The following is a 19,399-nucleotide window of genomic DNA, read 5'->3' on the forward strand; positions in this document are numbered from 1 at the left end:
GTGGAACGCAGTGACCGCGGATTGCCGTTGACGCGGGCGCAGCTGGATATCTGGCTCGCGCAGCAAACGGGTCACTTCGATGTGGCGTGGCAGCTCGGCGTCCTCGTCCGGATCGAAGGCGCGGTCGACCGCGCACTATTCGAGCGGGCGATGCGTCACGTGGTCGGCGAGGCCGAAAGCCTCCGGGCGCGCTTCTTCGAGGTGGACGGCCAAGTCTTCCAGAAGGCGATCGAAGACCCGGATGTCGATCTGGCCTTCTACGACCTGTGCGAATCGCCCGATCCCGAGCGCGAGGTCCGGCAGAGGGCGTCGGCCATCCAACGGACGCCGATGCCGCTCACCGGTCCGATGATCAACTTCTACCTGTTTCAAACGGCACCCGATGAGTACTACTGGTTCACCTGCTGCCATCACATAGCCATCGACGGGTTGGGCATCGCGCTGCTTGGCCGCCGGATCGCCGCCGTCTATTCGGCCCTCGCCTCCGGTACGGCCATCTCGCCGGCGTTCTTCGGCTCGTTGCGCGACCTTGTCGACAGCGAGTTGGAGTACGCGGCTTCCCCGGAATACGCGGAGGATCAAGCCTATTGGGCCGACCACCTTCCTTCGCCAGCCGAACCGGATTATCGGTTCACCCAGGCCGCCAGTGAGCGCGACCCCTACGCGCCCTCTGCGCCAGTCCAATTGGACGCGTCGGTGGTCGGCCTCATCAAACAGTTGTCCAAAACGCTGGGCATCCGCCGGTCGTCGGTCCTCACCGCTGCCTGCGCGCTGTTGGTGCGTGGGTTCCGGGCCGAGAATTCGGACGAAGTGGTGCTCGACTTCCCGGTCAGCCGTCGGCTTGATCCCAAGTCGAAGACGCATCCCGGGATGCTCGCCGGGGTCGTGCCGCTGGTGTTGAACGCGCCGCCGCACCTGACGGTCGCCGATTTCCTTCAGCACGTCGACGCCCGGTCACGGGAGGCGTTGCAGCATCAGCGGTTTCCCGTGCACATGCTCGGCGGCGACGGCGGATTCCGTGGCGCGCCGCAAACGTCCAACCGCGTAGTGGTCAACTTCGTCCCGGCGCGCCTCACCCTCAGCCTGGCCGGCGTGCCGGCGACCGCGACCTACACCACTTTCGGCCCGGTGGGTCACTTCGGGCTGTTCTTCCTCGGCTTCGGGGACCAGCAATTCCTGAGCACCGTGGGCGTCGGGCAACCTTTCGCGAACTTCGATGTCTCGGATCTGGCGGGGCGGTTGCAGCGGGTGTTGGTGGCGTTGGCGGGTGATCCGTCGCGGGTGTTGTCGTCGGTGGATGTGGTGGGCGATGGTGAGCGTGCTCGGTTGGATGTGTTTGGTAATCGGGGGGTTTTGACCCGGTCGGGGTTGGTGTGGGGGTCGGTGCCGTCGTTGTTTGCCGGGCAGGTGGGTCGGGTGCCGGGGGCGGTGGCGCTGGTGTGTGGTGGTTTGTCGGTGTCGTATCGGGAGTTGGATGCGGCGTCGAATCGGTTGGCGCATCGGTTGGTGGCTGAGGGTGCGGGTCCGGGCCGGGTGGTGGCGTTGTTGTTGTCGCGGTCGGTTGATGCGGTGGCGGCGATGTTGGCGGTGCTCAAGACGGGGGCGGCGTATCTGGCGATTGATGTGGTGTCGCCGGATTCGCGGATCGGGTTCATGCTTGCTGACGCTGAGCCGGTGGCTGTGGTGAGCGCTGCGGAGTTCGCCGGGCGGTTGGCCGGGCATGGTGTGGCGGTGGTCGATGTGGGTGATCCGGGCATCGCCAGTGAGTCTGATGGGGCGCTGGCCGAGCCGGATGCTGATGGGTTGGCGTATGTGATTTACACCTCGGGGACTACGGGTGTGCCCAAAGGTGTTGGGGTGACGCATCGTAACGTGACGCAGTTGCTGGGGTCGCTGGATGCGGGGTTGCCGGTGCCGGGGGTGTGGTCGCAGTGTCATTCGTTGGCGTTCGATGTGTCGGTGTGGGAGATTTTCGCGCCGTTGTTGCGTGGTGGGCGGGTGGTGATTGTTGATGAGGACGCCGCGCGTTCGCCTGAGGAGTTGCATGAGGTGCTGGTCGCCCACGGGGTGACGGTGTTGACGCAGACGCCCTCGGCGGTGGCGATGCTGGATCCGGTGGGTCTAGATGGGGTGGCGTTGGTGATGGCCGGGGAGGCTTGCCCGGCTGAGGTGGTGGATCGGTGGGCGCCGGGGCGGGTGATGGTCAATGCCTATGGTCCGACCGAGACGACGATGTGTGTGGCGATCAGCGCCGCGTTGACGCCAGGGTCGGGGGTGCCGCCGATTGGGTCGCCGGTGGCGCAGGCGGGGTTGTTGGTGCTTGATGGCTGGTTGCGGCCGGTGCCGGTCGGGGTGGTCGGGGAGGTGTATGTGGCCGGGGCGGGGGTGGCCACCGGTTATCTGGGGCGGGCGGGGTTGACCGCCTCGCGGTTTGTGGCGTGTCCGTTTGGTGGGGCCGGTGAGCGGATGTATCGGACCGGGGACCTGGCGTGCTGGGGTGCTGATGGGCAGCTGCGGTATCTGGGTCGCGCTGATGAGCAGGTCAAGATCCGCGGGTATCGCATCGAGTTGGGTGAGATCCAGGCCGCGTTGGCCGCCTTGGAGGGGGTGGGGCAGGCGGTGGTGATCGCCCGCGAGGACCGCCGCGGCGACAAGCGTCTGGTCGGCTATGTCACCGGCACCGCCGATCCGGCCGCGCTGCGCACTGAGCTGGCCCAGCGGTTGCCGGGGTTCATGGTGCCCGCGGCGATCGTCGGGCTGCAGGCCCTGCCGTTGACCGCCAACGGCAAGCTGGACACCCGCGCGCTGCCCACCCCCGAATACACCACCGGGCACTACCACCCGCCGCAAAACCCGACCGAAGAGATCCTGGCCACCATCTACGCCGAAGTCCTGGGCGCCCAGCGCGTCAGCACCCACGACTCCTTCTTCGAACTCGGCGGCGACAGCATCCTGGCCCTGCAGGTGGTGTCGCGGGCAAAGGCCGCCGGCCTGAGGTGCCGGCCCCGCGATGTCTTCGTCGAGCAGACCGTTGCCCGCCTGGCCCGCGTGGCCGCGGTCACGGGCGGCGAAACCGACGTGATCGACGAGGGTCTCGGCCCGGTGCCGGCCACCCCGATCATGCGGTGGCTACACAGCGTGAACGGCCCGGTCGACCAGTTCAACCAGACGATGCTGCTGCAGGCGCCCGCGGGCGCGACCGAGGCCGACGTGGCGATTGTGGTGCAGGCGTTGCTGGATCGGCATGCCATGCTGCGGCTGCGCGTCGACGGCGACGGGTGGCCCCTCTGGGCCCCCGAGGCGGGGTCCGTGGGCGCGGCCGACTGCCTGCTCTCGGTAGCCGTCTTGTCCGACGAGGCCCTGGCGGAGGCGCGGTCGCGCCTGGATCCGGCCGCCGGAAGAATGCTGAGCGCGGTGTGGGCCGGCCCCGCCCACCAGCTCGCGTTGATCGTCCACCACCTGGCCGTCGACGGGGTGTCCTGGCGAATCCTCGTGGAGGACTTGAACATCGCGTGGGCCCAGCACCGCGGCGGCCAGCCGGTGGCGTTGCCGCCGGGCGGCACGTCCTTCGCCCGGTGGGCGTCGCTGCTCGGCGAGCACGCGCGCCGGCCGGAGGTCATCGCGCTGGCCGGGGCCTGGAAGCGGATCGCGGCGACCCCGCCCGCCCTGCCGGCGGTGCGCCCCGAGGCCGACACCTACGCCACCGCCGGGCAGCTGTCCGTGTCGCTGGACGTCGACGTCACCCGGACCCTGATCGGCGAGGCGCCGGCGGCCTTTCACGCCGGCGTGCAAGACATTCTGCTGATCGCCTTCGGGCTGGCGTGGGCGGAGTTCCTGGGCCCCGACATTGCCAGTGCCGCACCGATAGCCATCGACGTCGAGGGCCACGGCCGCCACGAGGAACTCGCGCCCGACGTGGACCTGTCGCGCACCGTCGGCTGGTTCACCACCAAATACCCGGTCTCGTTGGCCGTCGGCGGGCTGTCGTGGAGCCAGGTGCTGGCCGGCGAGCCGGCGCTGGGAACGCTGATCAAGGACACCAAGGAACAGCTTCGCGCCGTGCCGCACCCGCTGACCTACGGCGTGCTGCGCTACCTCAACGGCGACGCGGACCTCGACGGCGCCGACCCGGCGATCGGCTTCAACTACCTCGGCCGCCTGGTCGCGGGAAGCGACCTGTCGGATGAGCTGTGGCGGCTGCACCCGGAGAGCCTGACCCTGACCGCGGCCGCCGCTGCGATCCCGATGCCGTTGGCGCACACCGTCGAACTCAACGCCGGCACCGTCGACACCGGCGCCGGTCCGCGGCTGCACGCCAATTGGACCTGGGCGCCGTCGGCGCTCGACGGCGCGCAGATCGGCCGGCTGAGCCGGTTGTGGTTCGACGCCCTGTCCGGCATCTGCGCGCACGTGCGGGCCGGGGGCGGTGGGCTGACGCCGTCGGACATCGCGCCCGCCCGGCTGAGCCAGCCCCAGATCGACGAGCTGCACCGGCGATACGAGCTCGCCGACATCCTGCCGCTGACCCCGCTGCAGCAGGGCCTGCTGTTCCACTCGAGCACCGCGCACGGCCGCGACGACATGTACGCGGTGCAACTGGATTTCACGCTCACCGGCCCGCTGGACCCGGACCGCCTGCACCATGCGGTGCGGACGGTGATCAACCGGCATCCCCACCTGGCGGCCCGGTTCTACGAACGGTTCGACGAGCCCGTGCAGATCATCCCGGCCAATCCCATGGCGGAGTGGCGGTACGTCGAGCTCGACACCGAGCGGCAGATCGAGGAGCTCTGCGCCGCTGAACGCGCCGCCGTCGCCGACCTGGCCGACCGGCCGCCCTTCCGGGTGGCGGTGATCCGCACCGGGGAGGACCGGCACCGGTTGGTGCTGACCAACCACCACATCGTGCTCGACGGGTGGTCGCTGCCGATCCTGCTGCGTGAGATCTTCACCAGCTACTACGGGGAACGGCTGCCGGCGGCGGCGCCCTATCGCAGCTTCGTCACCTGGCTGGCCGATCGCGACCTCGACGCCGCCCGCGAAGCCTGGGCCGAGGTGCTCGCCGACTTCGAAACGCCGACGCTCGTCGGCCCAAATCGGTTGGGGCAGGGACGACGTCAAGCGGCATCGTTCCTCGTGGCCGAGGAGACCACGCGTGCCCTCACCGAACTGGCCCGCTCCTGCCACACCACCGTCAGCACCGTCCTGCAGGGCGCCTGGGCGGTGCTGCTGACCTCGCTGACCGGTCGGCACGACGTCGTCTTCGGCACCCCGCGCTCCCGGATGGGCCAGCTCGACGTCGACGGCGCGGAATCAATGGTGGGGCTACTGATCAACACCGTGCCGGTGCGGGCCACCATCACCGCGACCACCACCACCGCCGACCTGCTGCGCCGGCTGCAGGACACCAACAACGACACGCTCGAGCATCAGCACTTGGCGCTCAACGACATTCATCGCCTCACCGGTCACGAGCAGCTGTTCGACACGCTGTTCGTCTACGAGAACTACCCGATCGGCGACGGCATGCAGCTGGGGCCCGACGGGCTGGCCATCGCCGAGTTCACCAACCGCGAATACAATCACTACCCGCTGACCATGGAGGCCCTCCCGGGCCGCGAACTCGGCCTGCACGCCGAATTCGATGCCGACGTGTTCGACGCGGCGGGCATCGAGGCGCTCGTCGAGCGGTTCCGGCGGGTGTTGGTGGGGATGACGTCGCATCCCGATCGGCGCCTGTCGGCGGTGGAGCTGCTCGACCCCCGCGAGCGCGACCTGGTGTTGGCGGAGTTGTCCGGCGCGGGCGCGTCCGCGCCGGTGGGCGTGACGCCGGAACTGCTGGCCGCGGCGGCGGCGGCCGACCCGAACGCCGTCGCCGTGGTCGACGGCGAGCGGCTGGTGTCGTATGGGCAACTCGACGAATGGTCGAACCGCCTGGCGCGCAGGCTGATCGACGCCGGCGTGGGTCCCGGGCGTGCGGTAGGGGTGGCGATAGATCGCCGCCTCGAATTGGTGGTCGCGTGGTGGGCGGTGGTCAAAGCCGGCGGCGCGCACGCACCGGTGGATCTGGACCACCCCGTCGAGCGAATCACCACGGTGCTTCAGGCCGCGGGCGCGGTGTGCGTGTTGGCCTGCGGCACCGATCGAGTCGCCGCGGCCGGGACACGTCCGGTGCTGCGCATCGACGGGCTGGACCTGTCCGGGGTCAGCGCGAACGCGATCACCGACGCCGATCGGTTGGCGCCGCTGACGGCGGACGATGCCGCCTATGTGATCTTCACGTCGGGGTCGACCGGCGTCCCCAAGGGCGTGGTGGTGGGTCACGCGGGACTGCTGGGATGGGCGGCCGCACAACGCGAGTCGTGCGGATTGGACGCGGCAACGCGGGTGTTGATGGTGGCCGCGCCGACCTTCGACGCGTCGGTCGGCGAGATGCTGTTGGCGGCGGTGTCGGGGGCGGCGCTGGTGGTGGCCCCTCCCGGGGTGTACGCCGGGGAGCCGCTGATCGCGTTGCTCGCGAGCCAACGCGTCAACGCGGCATTCCTGACCCCGACGGTGCTGTCGTCGCTGGATCGTTCCCGGCTGCCCGAGTTCGACAGATTGCTGGTCGGCGGCGAGGCGTGCCCGGCCGAGTTGGTCGCCGCCTGGGCGCCGGGCCGCCGCATGTTCAACGTCTACGGCCCGACCGAAACCACCATCTGGGTCACCATGAGCGGACCGCTGTCGGCGGAGGGACCGGTTCGCATCGGCACCCCGATCCCGGGCGTCTGCGCCATGGTGCTCGACCCCTGGCTGAACCCGGCGCCGATCGGGGTGGTGGGTGAGCTGTATGTGAGCGGACCCGCGCTGGCGCACGGCTACATGGGGCGCGTGGACCTGACGGCGGAACGGTTCGTAGCCAACCCATTTGGCGACGCCGGGGCGCGCATGTACCGGACCGGCGACCTGGTGCGCTGGACCCGCGACGGCTCCCTGGATTTCGTGGGTCGCGCCGACAACCAGATCAAACTGCGCGGACAGCGCATCGAACTGGGTGAGATCGAGAACACGCTGCTGGCCTGCCCGCACGTCAACCAGGCCGCCGTGACCGTGCACGACGGCGCCACCGGCTCCCATCTGGTCGCCTACGTCACCCTCGACCACAACACCGACGCCGACCACGACGTGGAAGACGTCGAGGAATGGCAACACCTGTACGACGACCTCTACGGCGCCGAATTCGGATCCCGATTCGGCATGGACTTCCGCGGCTGGAACAGCAGCTACACCGGCGAGCCGATCCCCCTCGAGGAGATGATGGAATGGCGTGCCGCCACGGTGGATCGCATCATGGCGCTGCGGCCGCGGCGCGTCCTCGAGATCGGCGCGGGCTCGGGATTGCTGCTGTCGCAGATCGCCCCGGAGTGCGATCAGTATGTGGCCACCGACTTCTCGCCGGTGGCGATCGAGAATCTCGCCCGCTCGCTGGAGCAGTCGCAGTTCGCCTGGCGGGACCGGGTGGAGTTGCTCATCCAGCCCGCCCACGTCACGGGCGCGTTGCCGCAAGAGGATTTCGACACCATCATCGTCAACTCGGTCGTCCAGTACTTCCCCAACGCGGGATATCTGGCCGAGGTCATCGACCACGCGATGGAGCTGCTGGCCCCCGGCGGGGCGCTGTTCATCGGCGACATCCGTAACCACGCACTGCAGGGCGCCTTCCAGACCGGGATAGCGCTGTCCCGCAGCGCCGAATCCGCCAATGCTGACGAGATCCGCAAGCGGATCAGCCACGCCATGCTCGGTGAAACCGAATTGCTGTTGGCCCCGGACTTTTTCACCACCTGGGCCGTCAACAACGCATCGGCGGACGGACTGGACATCGAAGTCAAACGCGGCGTATCCGACAACGAGCTGAACCGGTACCGCTACGACGTCGTCATCCACAAGGCGCCCGCAAAGGTGCGGTCGGTGGCCACCGCACCCACCTGGTCGTGGACCGACCGTGCGGGGCTGGATGGGCTGCGCGACGACTTGATGTCGCTGCGTCCCGCCGTCGTCCGCGTCACCGACATCCCCCAGGCCGGAGTGATCGCCGACGTCCGCGTCCAGAACGCGCTCGCCGGGGGCCTATCCGTCGCGGACGCGCTCGCCCAAGCCAGTCCCGACGTCCCGGTCGCCGTCGCCGAAGAACTGCATCGCATCGGCGAGTCCACCGGCTATCGTGTCGGCGTTACCTGGGGTACCCAACCCGGCACTCTCAGTGCGGTTTTCGTCGACGTCGACGGCCAGCCCGCCGCAGCCCTGACCGATCTGTACCTGCCGCCGGCCGGAATCCGGCAGCGCACCAGCCACGCCAACGACCCCCGCGCCAACACCAAGATCGGCGAGGTGCGCGAGCAGCTGCACGCGTGGTTGCCCGAATACATGGTGCCGACCCACATCGTGGCGCTCGAGGAATTCCCGATGACCTCCTCGGGCAAGCTGGACCGCAGGGCCCTGCCCGAGCCGGAGTACCAGGACGTGGATCGTTACCGAGCCCCGTCCACTCCCGCCGAAGAGATCCTGGTCGGCATCTACGGACAGGTGCTGGGGCTGGAGCGGGTCGGCGTCGACGACTCGTTCTTCGACCTGGGCGGGGACTCGCTGTCGGCGATGCGCCTGATCGCGGCGGTCAACGCCAGCATGAACGCGAACCTCGGGGTGCGGGCCGTCTTCGAGGCGCCCACCGTCGCCGAGCTGGTGCTTCTCATCGGTGACGAAGCCAACCGGCCCGAGCCCCTGGTGGCGCGCGACCGCCCCGCGGTGATTCCGCTGTCGTTCGCCCAGACCCGGCTGTGGTTCATCGACCAGTTCCAGGGCCCCTCACCGATTTACAACGTCACCGTCGCGTTGCGGCTGCGCGGGCGGCTGGACGCCGACGCGCTGGGCGCGGCCCTGGCCGACGTCGTGGCCAGGCATGAAAGCCTGCGCACGGTCTTTGCGGCCGCCGACGGGATCCCGCAGCAGGTGGTGATTCCAGCCGAGCGGATAGGCTTCGCCTGCGAAGTGATCGACGCCCGCGGATGGCCGGAAGGCCGGCTGCGTGAGCGCATGGCCGCGGCGGCCCGCTACACGTTCGATCTGGCAAGCGAAAGCCCGCTGCACACCGAGCTTTTCGCCGTCAGCGACGACACACACATCCTGGTCGTCGCGGTGCACCACATCGCCGCGGACGGCTGGTCGATCACTCCGTTCGCGCGTGACCTCGGGGTGGCATATGCCGGCCGGTGCGCCGGGCGGGCCCCCGGCTGGGAGCCGTTGGCGGTGCAGTACGTCGACTACACGCTGTGGCAGCGCGCGCATCTCGGCGACGTGGACGATGCCGACAGCCGCATCTCGGCGCAGCTGAACTTCTGGGCCGACGCCCTGGCCGGGCTTCCCGAACGCCTGCAGCTGCCCACGGATCGGCCCTACCCGCAGGTCGCCGACCACCGCGGGGCCCGTCTGGCGGTGGACTGGCCGCCGGAGCTACAGCAGCAAATTCGCCGGGTGGCACGCGAGCACAACGCGACCAGCTTCATGGTGATCCAGGCCGCGTTCGCGGCGCTGCTCTCCAGGATCAGCGCGAGCGACGATGTGGCAGTGGGCTTCCCGATCGCCGGGCGATCCGAGCCGGCGCTCGACGAATTGGTCGGATTCTTCGTCAACACCCTGGTGCTGCGGGTCGACGTGACCGGGGATCCCACGTTCGCCGAGCTGCTGGCGCAGGTGCGGCGGCGCAGCCTGGCCGCCTTCGAACACCAGGACGTGCCCTTCGAACTGTTGGTGGACCGGCTGAACCCCACCCGGAGCCTGACCCATCATCCGTTGATTCAGGTCTTGTTGGGCTGGGAGAACTTCCCCGGGGAGGTCGCCGCTCCGGCGGGCGGATTGGAACTGGGTGATCTACAGGTCACGCCGATGCCCGTGCACACCGACACCGCGCGGATGGATTTGACGTTCTCCCTGGCCGAGCGCTTCACCGAATCCGGCGCGCGCGCCGGCATTGTCGTGACGGCGGAATACCGCACCGACGTATTCGAGGCCGACACCGTCGAGCGATTGATCGACCGGTTGCAGCGGCTGTTGACGGCGGTCGCCGCGGAACCGGAGCGACGGTTGTCGTCGGTGGACCTGCTCGATGCCGGCGAGCGCGCCCAGCTGGAGAGATGGGGCAACACAAGCGTGCTGGCCCGGCCGGCGACCCCCGTGTCGGTTCCGGCGTTGTTTTCCGCGCAGGCGGCCCGCACCCCCGACGCGGTCGCGCTGGTCTGCGACGGCCAGTCCATGACGTATCGGGAGCTGGACGAGGCCGCGAACCGGCTGGCGCACCTGCTGATCCACCACGGGGCACGGCCGGGTGAGCGGGTGGCGCTGCTGTTCTCGCGTTCGGCCGAGGCGATCGTGGCGATCCTGGCCGCGCTCAAATCCGGGGCGGCCTACCTGCCGATCGACCCCGCGCTGCCGGCGGCCCGGATGGAGTTCATGCTCACCGACGCCGCGCCGATCGCCGCCGTCACCGCCGCCGCACTGGCCGGCCGGTTGAGCGGGTTCGACCTGGCGGTCGTCGACGTGGACCATCCCGACCTGGCCCGCCAGCCCAGCACGGCGCCGCCCGCGCCCGCGCCCGACGACCTCGCCCACATCATCTACACCTCCGGCACCACCGGGGTGCCCAAAGGCGTTGCGGTAACCCACTACAACGTCGCCCAGCTCTTCGACTCGCTGCAGATCGGCGTCGAGCTCTCGCCGGAACAGGTGTGGACCCAGTTCCACTCCCACGCCTTCGACTTCTCGGTGTGGGAGATCTGGGGCGCGCTGCTGCACGGGGGCCGCCTGGTGGTGGTGCCCGAGCCGGTCTCCCGCTCGCCGGAAGAATTCCACGCCCTGCTGGTCAGCGAGCGCGTCACCGTGCTGACCCAGACCCCGTCGGCGGTCGGGATGCTCTCGACCGACGGGCTCGACGGGACCGCGCTGGTGATCGGCGCCGAGCCCTGCCCACCCGAGCTGGTGGACCGCTGGGCACCCGGGCGGGTGATGGTCAACGTCTACGGCCCGACCGAAACCACGATGTGGCTGTGCAAGAGCGCGCCGCTGCAAGCGGGATCGGGTTTCCCCCCGATCGGCTCCCCGGTCACCCGGGCGGCGTTCTTCGTGCTCGACGAATGGCTGCGGCCCGTGCCGGCCGGCGTGGTCGGCGAGCTGTACCTGACCGGCGACGGCGTCGGCGTCGGGTACTGGCGGCGGTCCGCGCTGACCGCGTCGCGCTTCATGGCCTGCCCGTTCGGCACCCCCGGGACTCGGATGTACCGCACCGGCGACCTGGTGTGTTGGGGCCCCGACGGGCAGCTGCGCTACCTCGGCCGCGCCGACGAGCAGGTCAAGATCCGCGGCTACCGCATCGAGCTCGGCGAAATCCAGTCGGCGCTGGGCAGTTTGGACGGCGTGGACCAGGCGGTGGTCGTCGCCCGCGAGGACCGGCCCGGCGACAAGCGCCTGGTGGGTTACGTCACCGGCACGGCGAACGCGGGCCAGGCCCGCGCCGCGCTCGCCGAGCGCCTCCCCGCCTACATGGTCCCGGCGTCGGTCGTCGTGCTGCCGGCGCTGCCCATGACGGTCAACGGCAAGCTCGACAGCCGGGCCCTTCCCGCACCCGACTTCCGGGACGTCGACAACTACCGCGCCCCGAGCACCGCGACCGAGGAGATCCTGGCCGGCATCTACGCCGAGGTGCTCGGCGTCGAGCGCGTCGGGGTCGACGACTCGTTCTTCGACCTCGGCGGCGACTCGCTCTCCACGATGCGGCTGATCTCGGCGATCAACTCCTCGCTGGATACCGACCTCCCCGTGCGCGTCGTGTTCGAGGCGCCCACGGTCGCGCAGTTGGCGCTCCGGATCGACGAGGGCGCGGGCAGGCTGGCTCCGCTGGTGGCCGGCGAACGGCCGCCGGTCATCCCCTTGTCGTTCGCCCAGAGCCGGTTGTGGTTCATCCAGCAGCTGCAGGGACCGTCACCCCTCTACAACATGGCGGCCGCGTTGCGGCTGACCGGGCGCCTCGACGCCGAGGCGCTGTGTGCGGCCCTGGCCGATGTGGTGCGCCGCCACGAGAGCCTGCGCACGCGATTCCCCGCCCGCGGCGGAACGCCCGAGCAGGTGGTGGTTCCCGCGGAGGATGTCGATTTCGGCTGGGACGTCGTCGATTCCACCGGATGGGCGGACGGCGAGCTGGACGAGGCCATCGAAGTGACGACCGCCTACACCTTCGACCTCGCCGACGAAACACCGCTGCGCGCAAGGCTGTTCGCCCTCGGCGAGCGCGAACACCTGTTGGTGATCGTGGTGCACCACATCGCCGCGGACGGGTTGTCGCTCACGCCGCTGGCCGCCGATCTGAGCGTGGCGTACGCCAGCCGGTCCGCCGGGCGGGCGCCGGGCTGGGCCGAGCTGCCCGTGCAGTACGTCGACTACACGCTGTGGCAACGCGCGCAATTCGGCGAACTCGACGACAGCGACAGCCCCATCGCGGCCCAGCTGTCCTACTGGCTCGACGCCCTGTCCGGGATGCCCGAGCGGTTGCAGCTGCCCACCGACCGGCCCTACCCGCCCGTCGCCGACCAGCGCGGCTCCAGCGTGGTCGTGGACTGGCCGGCCGAACTCCAGCAGCAGATCCGCCGGGTGGCCCGGCAACACAACGCCACCACGTTCATGGTGGTGCAGGCCGCCCTGGCCGTCCTGCTGTCGAAGATCAGCGCGAGTTCCGATGTGGCGGTGGGCTTTCCGATCGCCGGGCGCCGCGACCGCGCGCTCGACCAGCTCGTCGGCTTCTTCGTCAACACGTTGGTGCTGCGGGTCGACCTGGCCGGCGACCCCAGCATCACCGAACTGCTGGAGCGGGTCCAGCAACGCAGCCTGGAGGCCTTCGAACACCAGGACGTGCCGTTCGAGCTGCTGGTCGAGCGGCTCAACCCGGCCCGCAGCCTGACCCACCACCCGCTGGTCCAGGTGATGCTGGCCTGGCAGAACTTCGCCGGGCAGGACGATCCCGCCGCCGGTCTGACGCTGGGCGACCTCGAGGTCACCTCCGTGCCCGTCGACACCCATTCGGCCCGCATGGATCTGGTGTTCTCCCTGGCCGAACGCTGGAGCGAGACGGGCGAGGCCGCCGGCATCGGCGGGCGCGTGGAATTCCGCACCGACGTGTTCGACGCGCAGAGCATCGAAGCGCTCATCGGACGGTTGCAGCGGGTGCTGGCCGCCATGACCGCCGACCCCGCTCAGACGTTGTCGTCGGTGGATGTGGTGGGCGATGGTGAGCGTGCTCGGTTGGATGTGTTTGGTAATCGGGGGGTTTTGACCCGGTCGGGGTTGGTGTGGGGGTCGGTGCCGTCGTTGTTTGCCGGGCAGGTGGGTCGGGTGCCGGGGGCGGTGGCGCTGGTGTGTGGTGGTTTGTCGGTGTCGTATCGGGAGTTGGATGCGGCGTCGAATCGGTTGGCGCATCGGTTGGTGGCTGAGGGTGCGGGTCCGGGCCGGGTGGTGGCGTTGTTGTTGTCGCGGTCGGTTGATGCGGTGGCGGCGATGTTGGCGGTGCTCAAGACGGGGGCGGCGTATCTGGCGATTGATGTGGTGTCGCCGGATTCGCGGATCGGGTTCATGCTTGCTGACGCTGAGCCGGTGGCTGTGGTGAGCGCTGCGGAGTTCGCCGGGCGGTTGGCCGGGCATGGTGTGGCGGTGGTCGATGTGGGTGATCCGGGTATCGCCAGTGAGTCTGATGGGGCGCTGGCCGAGCCGGATGCTGATGGGTTGGCGTATGTGATTTACACCTCGGGGACTACGGGTGTGCCCAAAGGTGTTGGGGTGACGCATCGTAACGTGACGCAGTTGCTGGGGTCGCTGGATGCGGGGTTGCCGGTGCCGGGGGTGTGGTCGCAGTGTCATTCGTTGGCGTTCGATGTGTCGGTGTGGGAGATTTTCGCGCCGTTGTTGCGTGGTGGGCGGGTGGTGATTGTTGATGAGGACGCCGCGCGTTCGCCTGAGGAGTTGCATGAGGTGCTGGTCGCCCACGGGGTGACGGTGTTGACGCAGACGCCCTCGGCGGTGGCGATGCTGGATCCGGTGGGTCTAGATGGGGTGGCGTTGGTGATGGCCGGGGAGGCTTGCCCGGCTGAGGTGGTGGATCGGTGGGCGCCGGGGCGGGTGATGGTCAATGCCTATGGTCCGACCGAGACGACGATGTGTGTGGCGATCAGCGCCGCGTTGACGCCAGGGTCGGGGGTGCCGCCGATTGGGTCGCCGGTGGCGCAGGCGGGTTGTTGGTGCTTGATGGCTGGTTGCGGCCGGTGCCGGTCGGGGTGGTCGGGGAGGTGTATGTGGCCGGGGCGGGGGTGGCCACCGGTTATCTGGGGCGGGCGGGGTTGACCGCCTCGCGGTTTGTGGCGTGTCCGTTTGGTGGGGCCGGTGAGCGGATGTATCGGACCGGGGACCTGGCGTGCTGGGGTGCTGATGGGCAGTTGCGGTATCTGGGTCGCGCTGATGAGCAGGTCAAGATCCGCGGGTATCGCATCGAGTTGGGTGAGATCCAGGCCGCGTTGGCCGCCTTGGAGGGGGGGTGGGGCAGGCGGTGGTGATCGCCCGCGAGGACCGCCGCGGCGACAAGCGTCTGGTCGGCTATGTCACCGGCACCGCCGATCCGGCCGCGCTGCGCACTGAGCTGGCCCAGCGGTTGCCGGGGTTCATGGTGCCCGCGGCGATCGTCGGGCTGCAGGCCCTGCCGTTGACCGCCAACGGCAAGCTGGACACCCGCGCGCTGCCCACCCCCGAATACACCACCGGGCACTACCACCCGCCGCAAAACCCGACCGAAGAGATCCTGGCCACCATCTACGCCGAAGTCCTGGGCGCCCAGCGCGTCAGCACCCACGACTCCTTCTTCGAACTCGGCGGCGACAGCATCTCGGCGATGGGCCTGATCGCCGCGATCAACAACACGCTGGGCGAGGGCCTTCCGGTGCGCGTCGTGTTCGAGGCACCCACCGTCGCCCAGCTGGCGCTGCGGATCGGTGAGGGCACGGCCGGGCTGGACCCGTTGGTCGCGGCCGAGCGGCCCGCGGTCATTCCGTTGTCGTTCGCGCAGAACCGGCTGTGGTTCCTCGACCAATTGCAGGGCCCGTCACCGGTTTACAACATGGCGGCCGCCCTGCGGCTCACCGGGCCGCTCGACGCCGACGCGCTCGGCGCCGCGCTGGCCGACGTGGTGGCCCGGCACGAGAGCCTGCGCACCCTGATCGCCGCGCCCGAGGGCACCCCCCAGCAGCTGGTGACCCCCGTCGAACAGGCCGACCTCGGGTGGGAGGTCGTCGACGCCAGCGGCTGGTCGGCCGCCCAGCGCGACGAGGCCATCGGCGACACGGCCCGCTATACCTTCGACCTGGCCGCCGAAATCCCGCTGCGGGCACAGCTTTTCCGCATCGACGACGACGAGCACGTGCTGGTGGCGGTGGTCCACCACATCGCCGCCGACGGGATGTCGATCACCCCACTGGTGCGCGACCTGGGCATGGCGTATGCCAGCCGGTGCGCCGGGCACGCCCCCGGCTGGGCGCCGCTGCCCGTGCAATACGTCGACTACACGCTATGGCAGCGTAAGCAGCTGGGTGACCTCGACGACGGCGAGAGCCCCATCGCCGCCCAGCTGGCCTACTGGGAAGAGGCACTGGCCGGAATGCCCGACCGGGTGCCGCTGCCCACCGATCGGCCCTACCCGCTGGTGGCCGATCAGCGCGGTGCGACCGTCGAAATCGACTGGCCCACAGAGCTTCAGCGGCAAGTCGGCGCGGTGGCCCGCAAGCACAACGCGACCAGCTTCATGGTGGTGCAGACCGCCCTGGCGGTGCTGCTCTCCAAGCTCAGCGCCAGCCCCGATGTGGCGGTGGGCTTCCCGATCGCCGGGCGGCGCGACCCCGCCCTCGACGACCTCGTCGGGTTCTTCGTCAACACCCTGGTGCTTCGGGTCGAGGTGGCCGGCGACCCCACGTTCACCGACCTGCTGTCCCAGGTGCGCCGGCGCAGCCTGGCCGCCTACGAACACCAAGACGTCCCGTTCGAGGTGCTGGTGGAGCGGCTCAACCCGGCGCGAAGCCTGACCCACCACCCGCTGGTCCAGGTGATGCTGGCCTGGCAGAACTTCGCCGGGCAGGATGGCGGCGGCCCCGCCGCCGGGCTGTCGCTGGGCGACGTCGAGATCACGCCGATGCCGGTGGACACCCAGACCGCCCGGATGGACCTGACCTTCTCGCTGGCCGAGCGCTGGAACCCCGCCGGGGAGCCCGCCGGGATCGGGGGGACCGTGGAGTTCCGCACCGACGTGTTCGACCCGGGCAGCATCCACGCGCTCGTCGGACGGTTGCAGCGGGTGCTGACGGCCATGACCGTCGACCCCTCCCGGCCGCTGTCGTCGCTGGATCTGCTCGACGACGCCGAGCACGCCCGCCTCGACGAGATCGGGAACCGGGCGGTGCTGACCGCCCCGCTGGCGGTGCCGGTGTCCCTTCCGGCGCTGTTCGCCGCGCAAGTGGCCCGCACACCGGAGGCCGTGGCGCTGGTGTGCGGTGGCCGGTCCATGACCTACCGCGAACTGGACGAGGCCGCGAACTCCCTGGCGCTCGTGTTGGCCGCCCGCGGGGCCGCGCCGGGACAGTCTGTGGCGCTGCTGTTTTCGCGTTCGGCCGAGGCGATCGTGGCGATCCTCGCGGTGCTCAAGTCCGGGGCGGCGTACCTGCCGATCGAACCGGCGCTGCCGGCGTCCCGAATCGGATTCGTGCTGTCCGACGCCGCCCCGCCGGCCGTCGTCACCACCGCCGACCTGGCCGACCGGCTGCTGGGTCACGACGTGCCGGTCATCGACGTCGATAACCTCGAGCCCCCGGCGCGGCCGGGCGCGACGCTGACGGCGCCGGGGCCCGAGGACCTCGCCTACCTCATCTACACGTCCGGCACCACCGGCGTCCCCAAGGGCGTCGCGGTCACGCACCAGAACGCGACCCAACTGCTGGCGCGGATGGACGCCGGTCTCCCGCGCGCCGGCGTGTGGTCACAGTGGCATTCGCTGGCCTTCGACGTCTCGGTCCACGAGATCTTCGGCGCGCTGCTGCACGGCGGCCGGCTGGTCGTGGTGCCCGAATCGGTGGCGCGCTCGCCCGAAGACTTCCACGGGCTGCTGGTGGCCGAACGGGTCACCGTGTTGAGCCAGACCCCGTCGGCGGCCGCGATGCTGTCACCCGACGGGCTGGACGAGGCCGCCCTGGTGGTGGCCGGGGAGGCGTGCCCGGCGGAGCTGGTCGACCGGTGGGGCACGGGCCGGGCGATGATCAACGCCTACGGCCCGACCGAGGCCACGGTGTACGCCGCGGTGAGCCAGCCCCTGGAGCCGGCGTCGGTCGAGTCCGGCCCCGAATCACATATCGTGCCGATCGGCTCGCCGGTGCCAGGGGGGGCGTTGTTCGTGCTCGACGGGCGGTTACGTCCGGTGCCCGTGGGCGTGGTCGGCGAGCTCTACGTCGCCGGTGCCGGTGTGGCGTGCGGGTATTGGCATCGCGCCGCCCTGACGGCGTCGCGGTTCGTGGCGTGCCCGTTCGGCGGGCCGGGAACCCGCATGTACCGCACCGGCGACTTGGTCCGCTGGCGCTCCGACGGGCAGCTGGACTACCTGGGCCGCGCCGACGAGCAGGTCAAGATCCGCGGCTACCGCATCGAGCTCGGCGAGGTGCGGGCGGCCCTGGCCTGGCTGGACGGGGTGGAGCAGGCGGTGGTCGTCGCCCGCGAGGACCGGCCCGGCGGTAAGCGGCTGGTCGCCTACATCACCGGAACCGCCGACCCGGCCGGCGTGCGCGCCGCGTTGGCCGAGCGGTTGCCGGCGTACATGATCCCGGCCGCCGTGGTGGTGCTCGAGGCGCTGCCGCTGACACCCAACGGCAAGCTCGACACCCGCGCCCTGCCCGCGCCGGAATACTCCGACGCCGACCGGTATCGGGCCCCGGACAACGCCGTCGAAAAAATCCTGGCCGGCATCTACGCCGAGGTGCTGGGGCTCGACCGGGTCGGGGTCGACGACTCGTTCTTCGACCTCGGCGGCGACAGCATCTCCTCGATGCAGGTGGTGACCCGGGCCCGCGCCGCCGGCCTGATCTGCCGGACCCGAGACATCTTCGTCGAGCAGACCGTGGCCCGGCTGGCCCGGGTGGCCGAGGCCGCCGACGCCCCCGCCGACGTGGCCGACGAGGGTGTGGGCCCGGTGCCGGCCACCCCGATCATCCGCTGGCTGCAGGGCGTAGAGGGCCCCGTCGACCAGTTCAACCAGGCGATGCTGGTCCAGGCCCCCGCCGGGGTTGGCGAGGCCGATGTGCTCGTGGTGCTGCAGGCCCTGCTCGACCGCCACGGCATGCTGCGGCTGCGTGTCGAGGACGGATGGTCGCTGACGGTCCCGGAGCCGGGTGCGGTGGACGCCGCAGACCGCCTGCACACCGTGGCCGAGCTCTCCGACGCGGCGCTGATCGACGCCCGGTCCCGGCTGAACCCGGCCGCCGGGGCGATGCTCAGCGCGCTGTGGGTCACCTCCACCGCCCAGCTGGTGGTGATCATCCACCACCTGGCCGTCGACGGCGTGTCCTGGCGAATCCTGTTGGAGGACTTGAACATCGCCTGGGCCCAGCTCCGGCTGGGCCAGCCGGTGGCGCTGCCGGCGGCGGGGACGTCGTTCGCGCGGTGGGCCGCGCAGCTGACCGAGCGCGCCGACGACCCCGACGTGGTGGACCAGCTGGACTCCTGGCGGCAGGTGGCGGCGACGCCCGCGGCGCTGCCCGCGGTGCGCCCCGAGCTGGACACCTTCGCCAGCGCCGGGCAGCTCTCGGCGGAGCTGGACGCCGAGACCACCGGCGCGCTGCTCGGCGCGGTGCCCGCGGCGTTCGGCGCCGGCGTCCAGGACATCCTGCTGATCTCGTTCGCCCTGGCGCTGGCCGAGTTCCAGGGCCCCCGCGCCGATGGCGGGACGTCGATCGGCATCGACGTCGAGGGCCACGGCCGCCACGAGGAACTGGGCCGCGACATCGACCTGTCGCGCACCGTCGGGTGGTTCACCGCCAAATACCCGGTGTCATTGGCGACGGGTGAATTGCGTTGGGCGCAAGTCGTTTCCGGCGACCCGGCGTTGGGGGCGGCGATCAAGGACGCCAAGGAACAGCTGCGCGCCCTGCCCGACCCGCTGACCTACGGGCTGCTGCGCTACCTGAACACCGAGGCGGGCCTGGACGGCTCCGACCCGCCGATCGGGTTCAACTACCTGGGGCGTCAGGGCGGCGCCGAGCTCACCGAGGAGATGTGGCGACCGGTGCCGGGCCCGGTCACCGGC

The 19,399-nt window shown here is 70.3% G+C and carries 1 pseudogene (only partly in view); it reads left to right on the plus strand.

Annotated elements, in window-relative coordinates:
* Window positions 1-19,399, plus strand: a pseudogene (locus tag G6N51_RS29530) (non-ribosomal peptide synthase/polyketide synthase) (it continues 11,715 nt past the right edge of the window).

Source organism: Mycobacterium paraseoulense (assembly GCF_010731655.1).
Classification (GTDB): domain Bacteria; phylum Actinomycetota; class Actinomycetes; order Mycobacteriales; family Mycobacteriaceae; genus Mycobacterium; species Mycobacterium paraseoulense.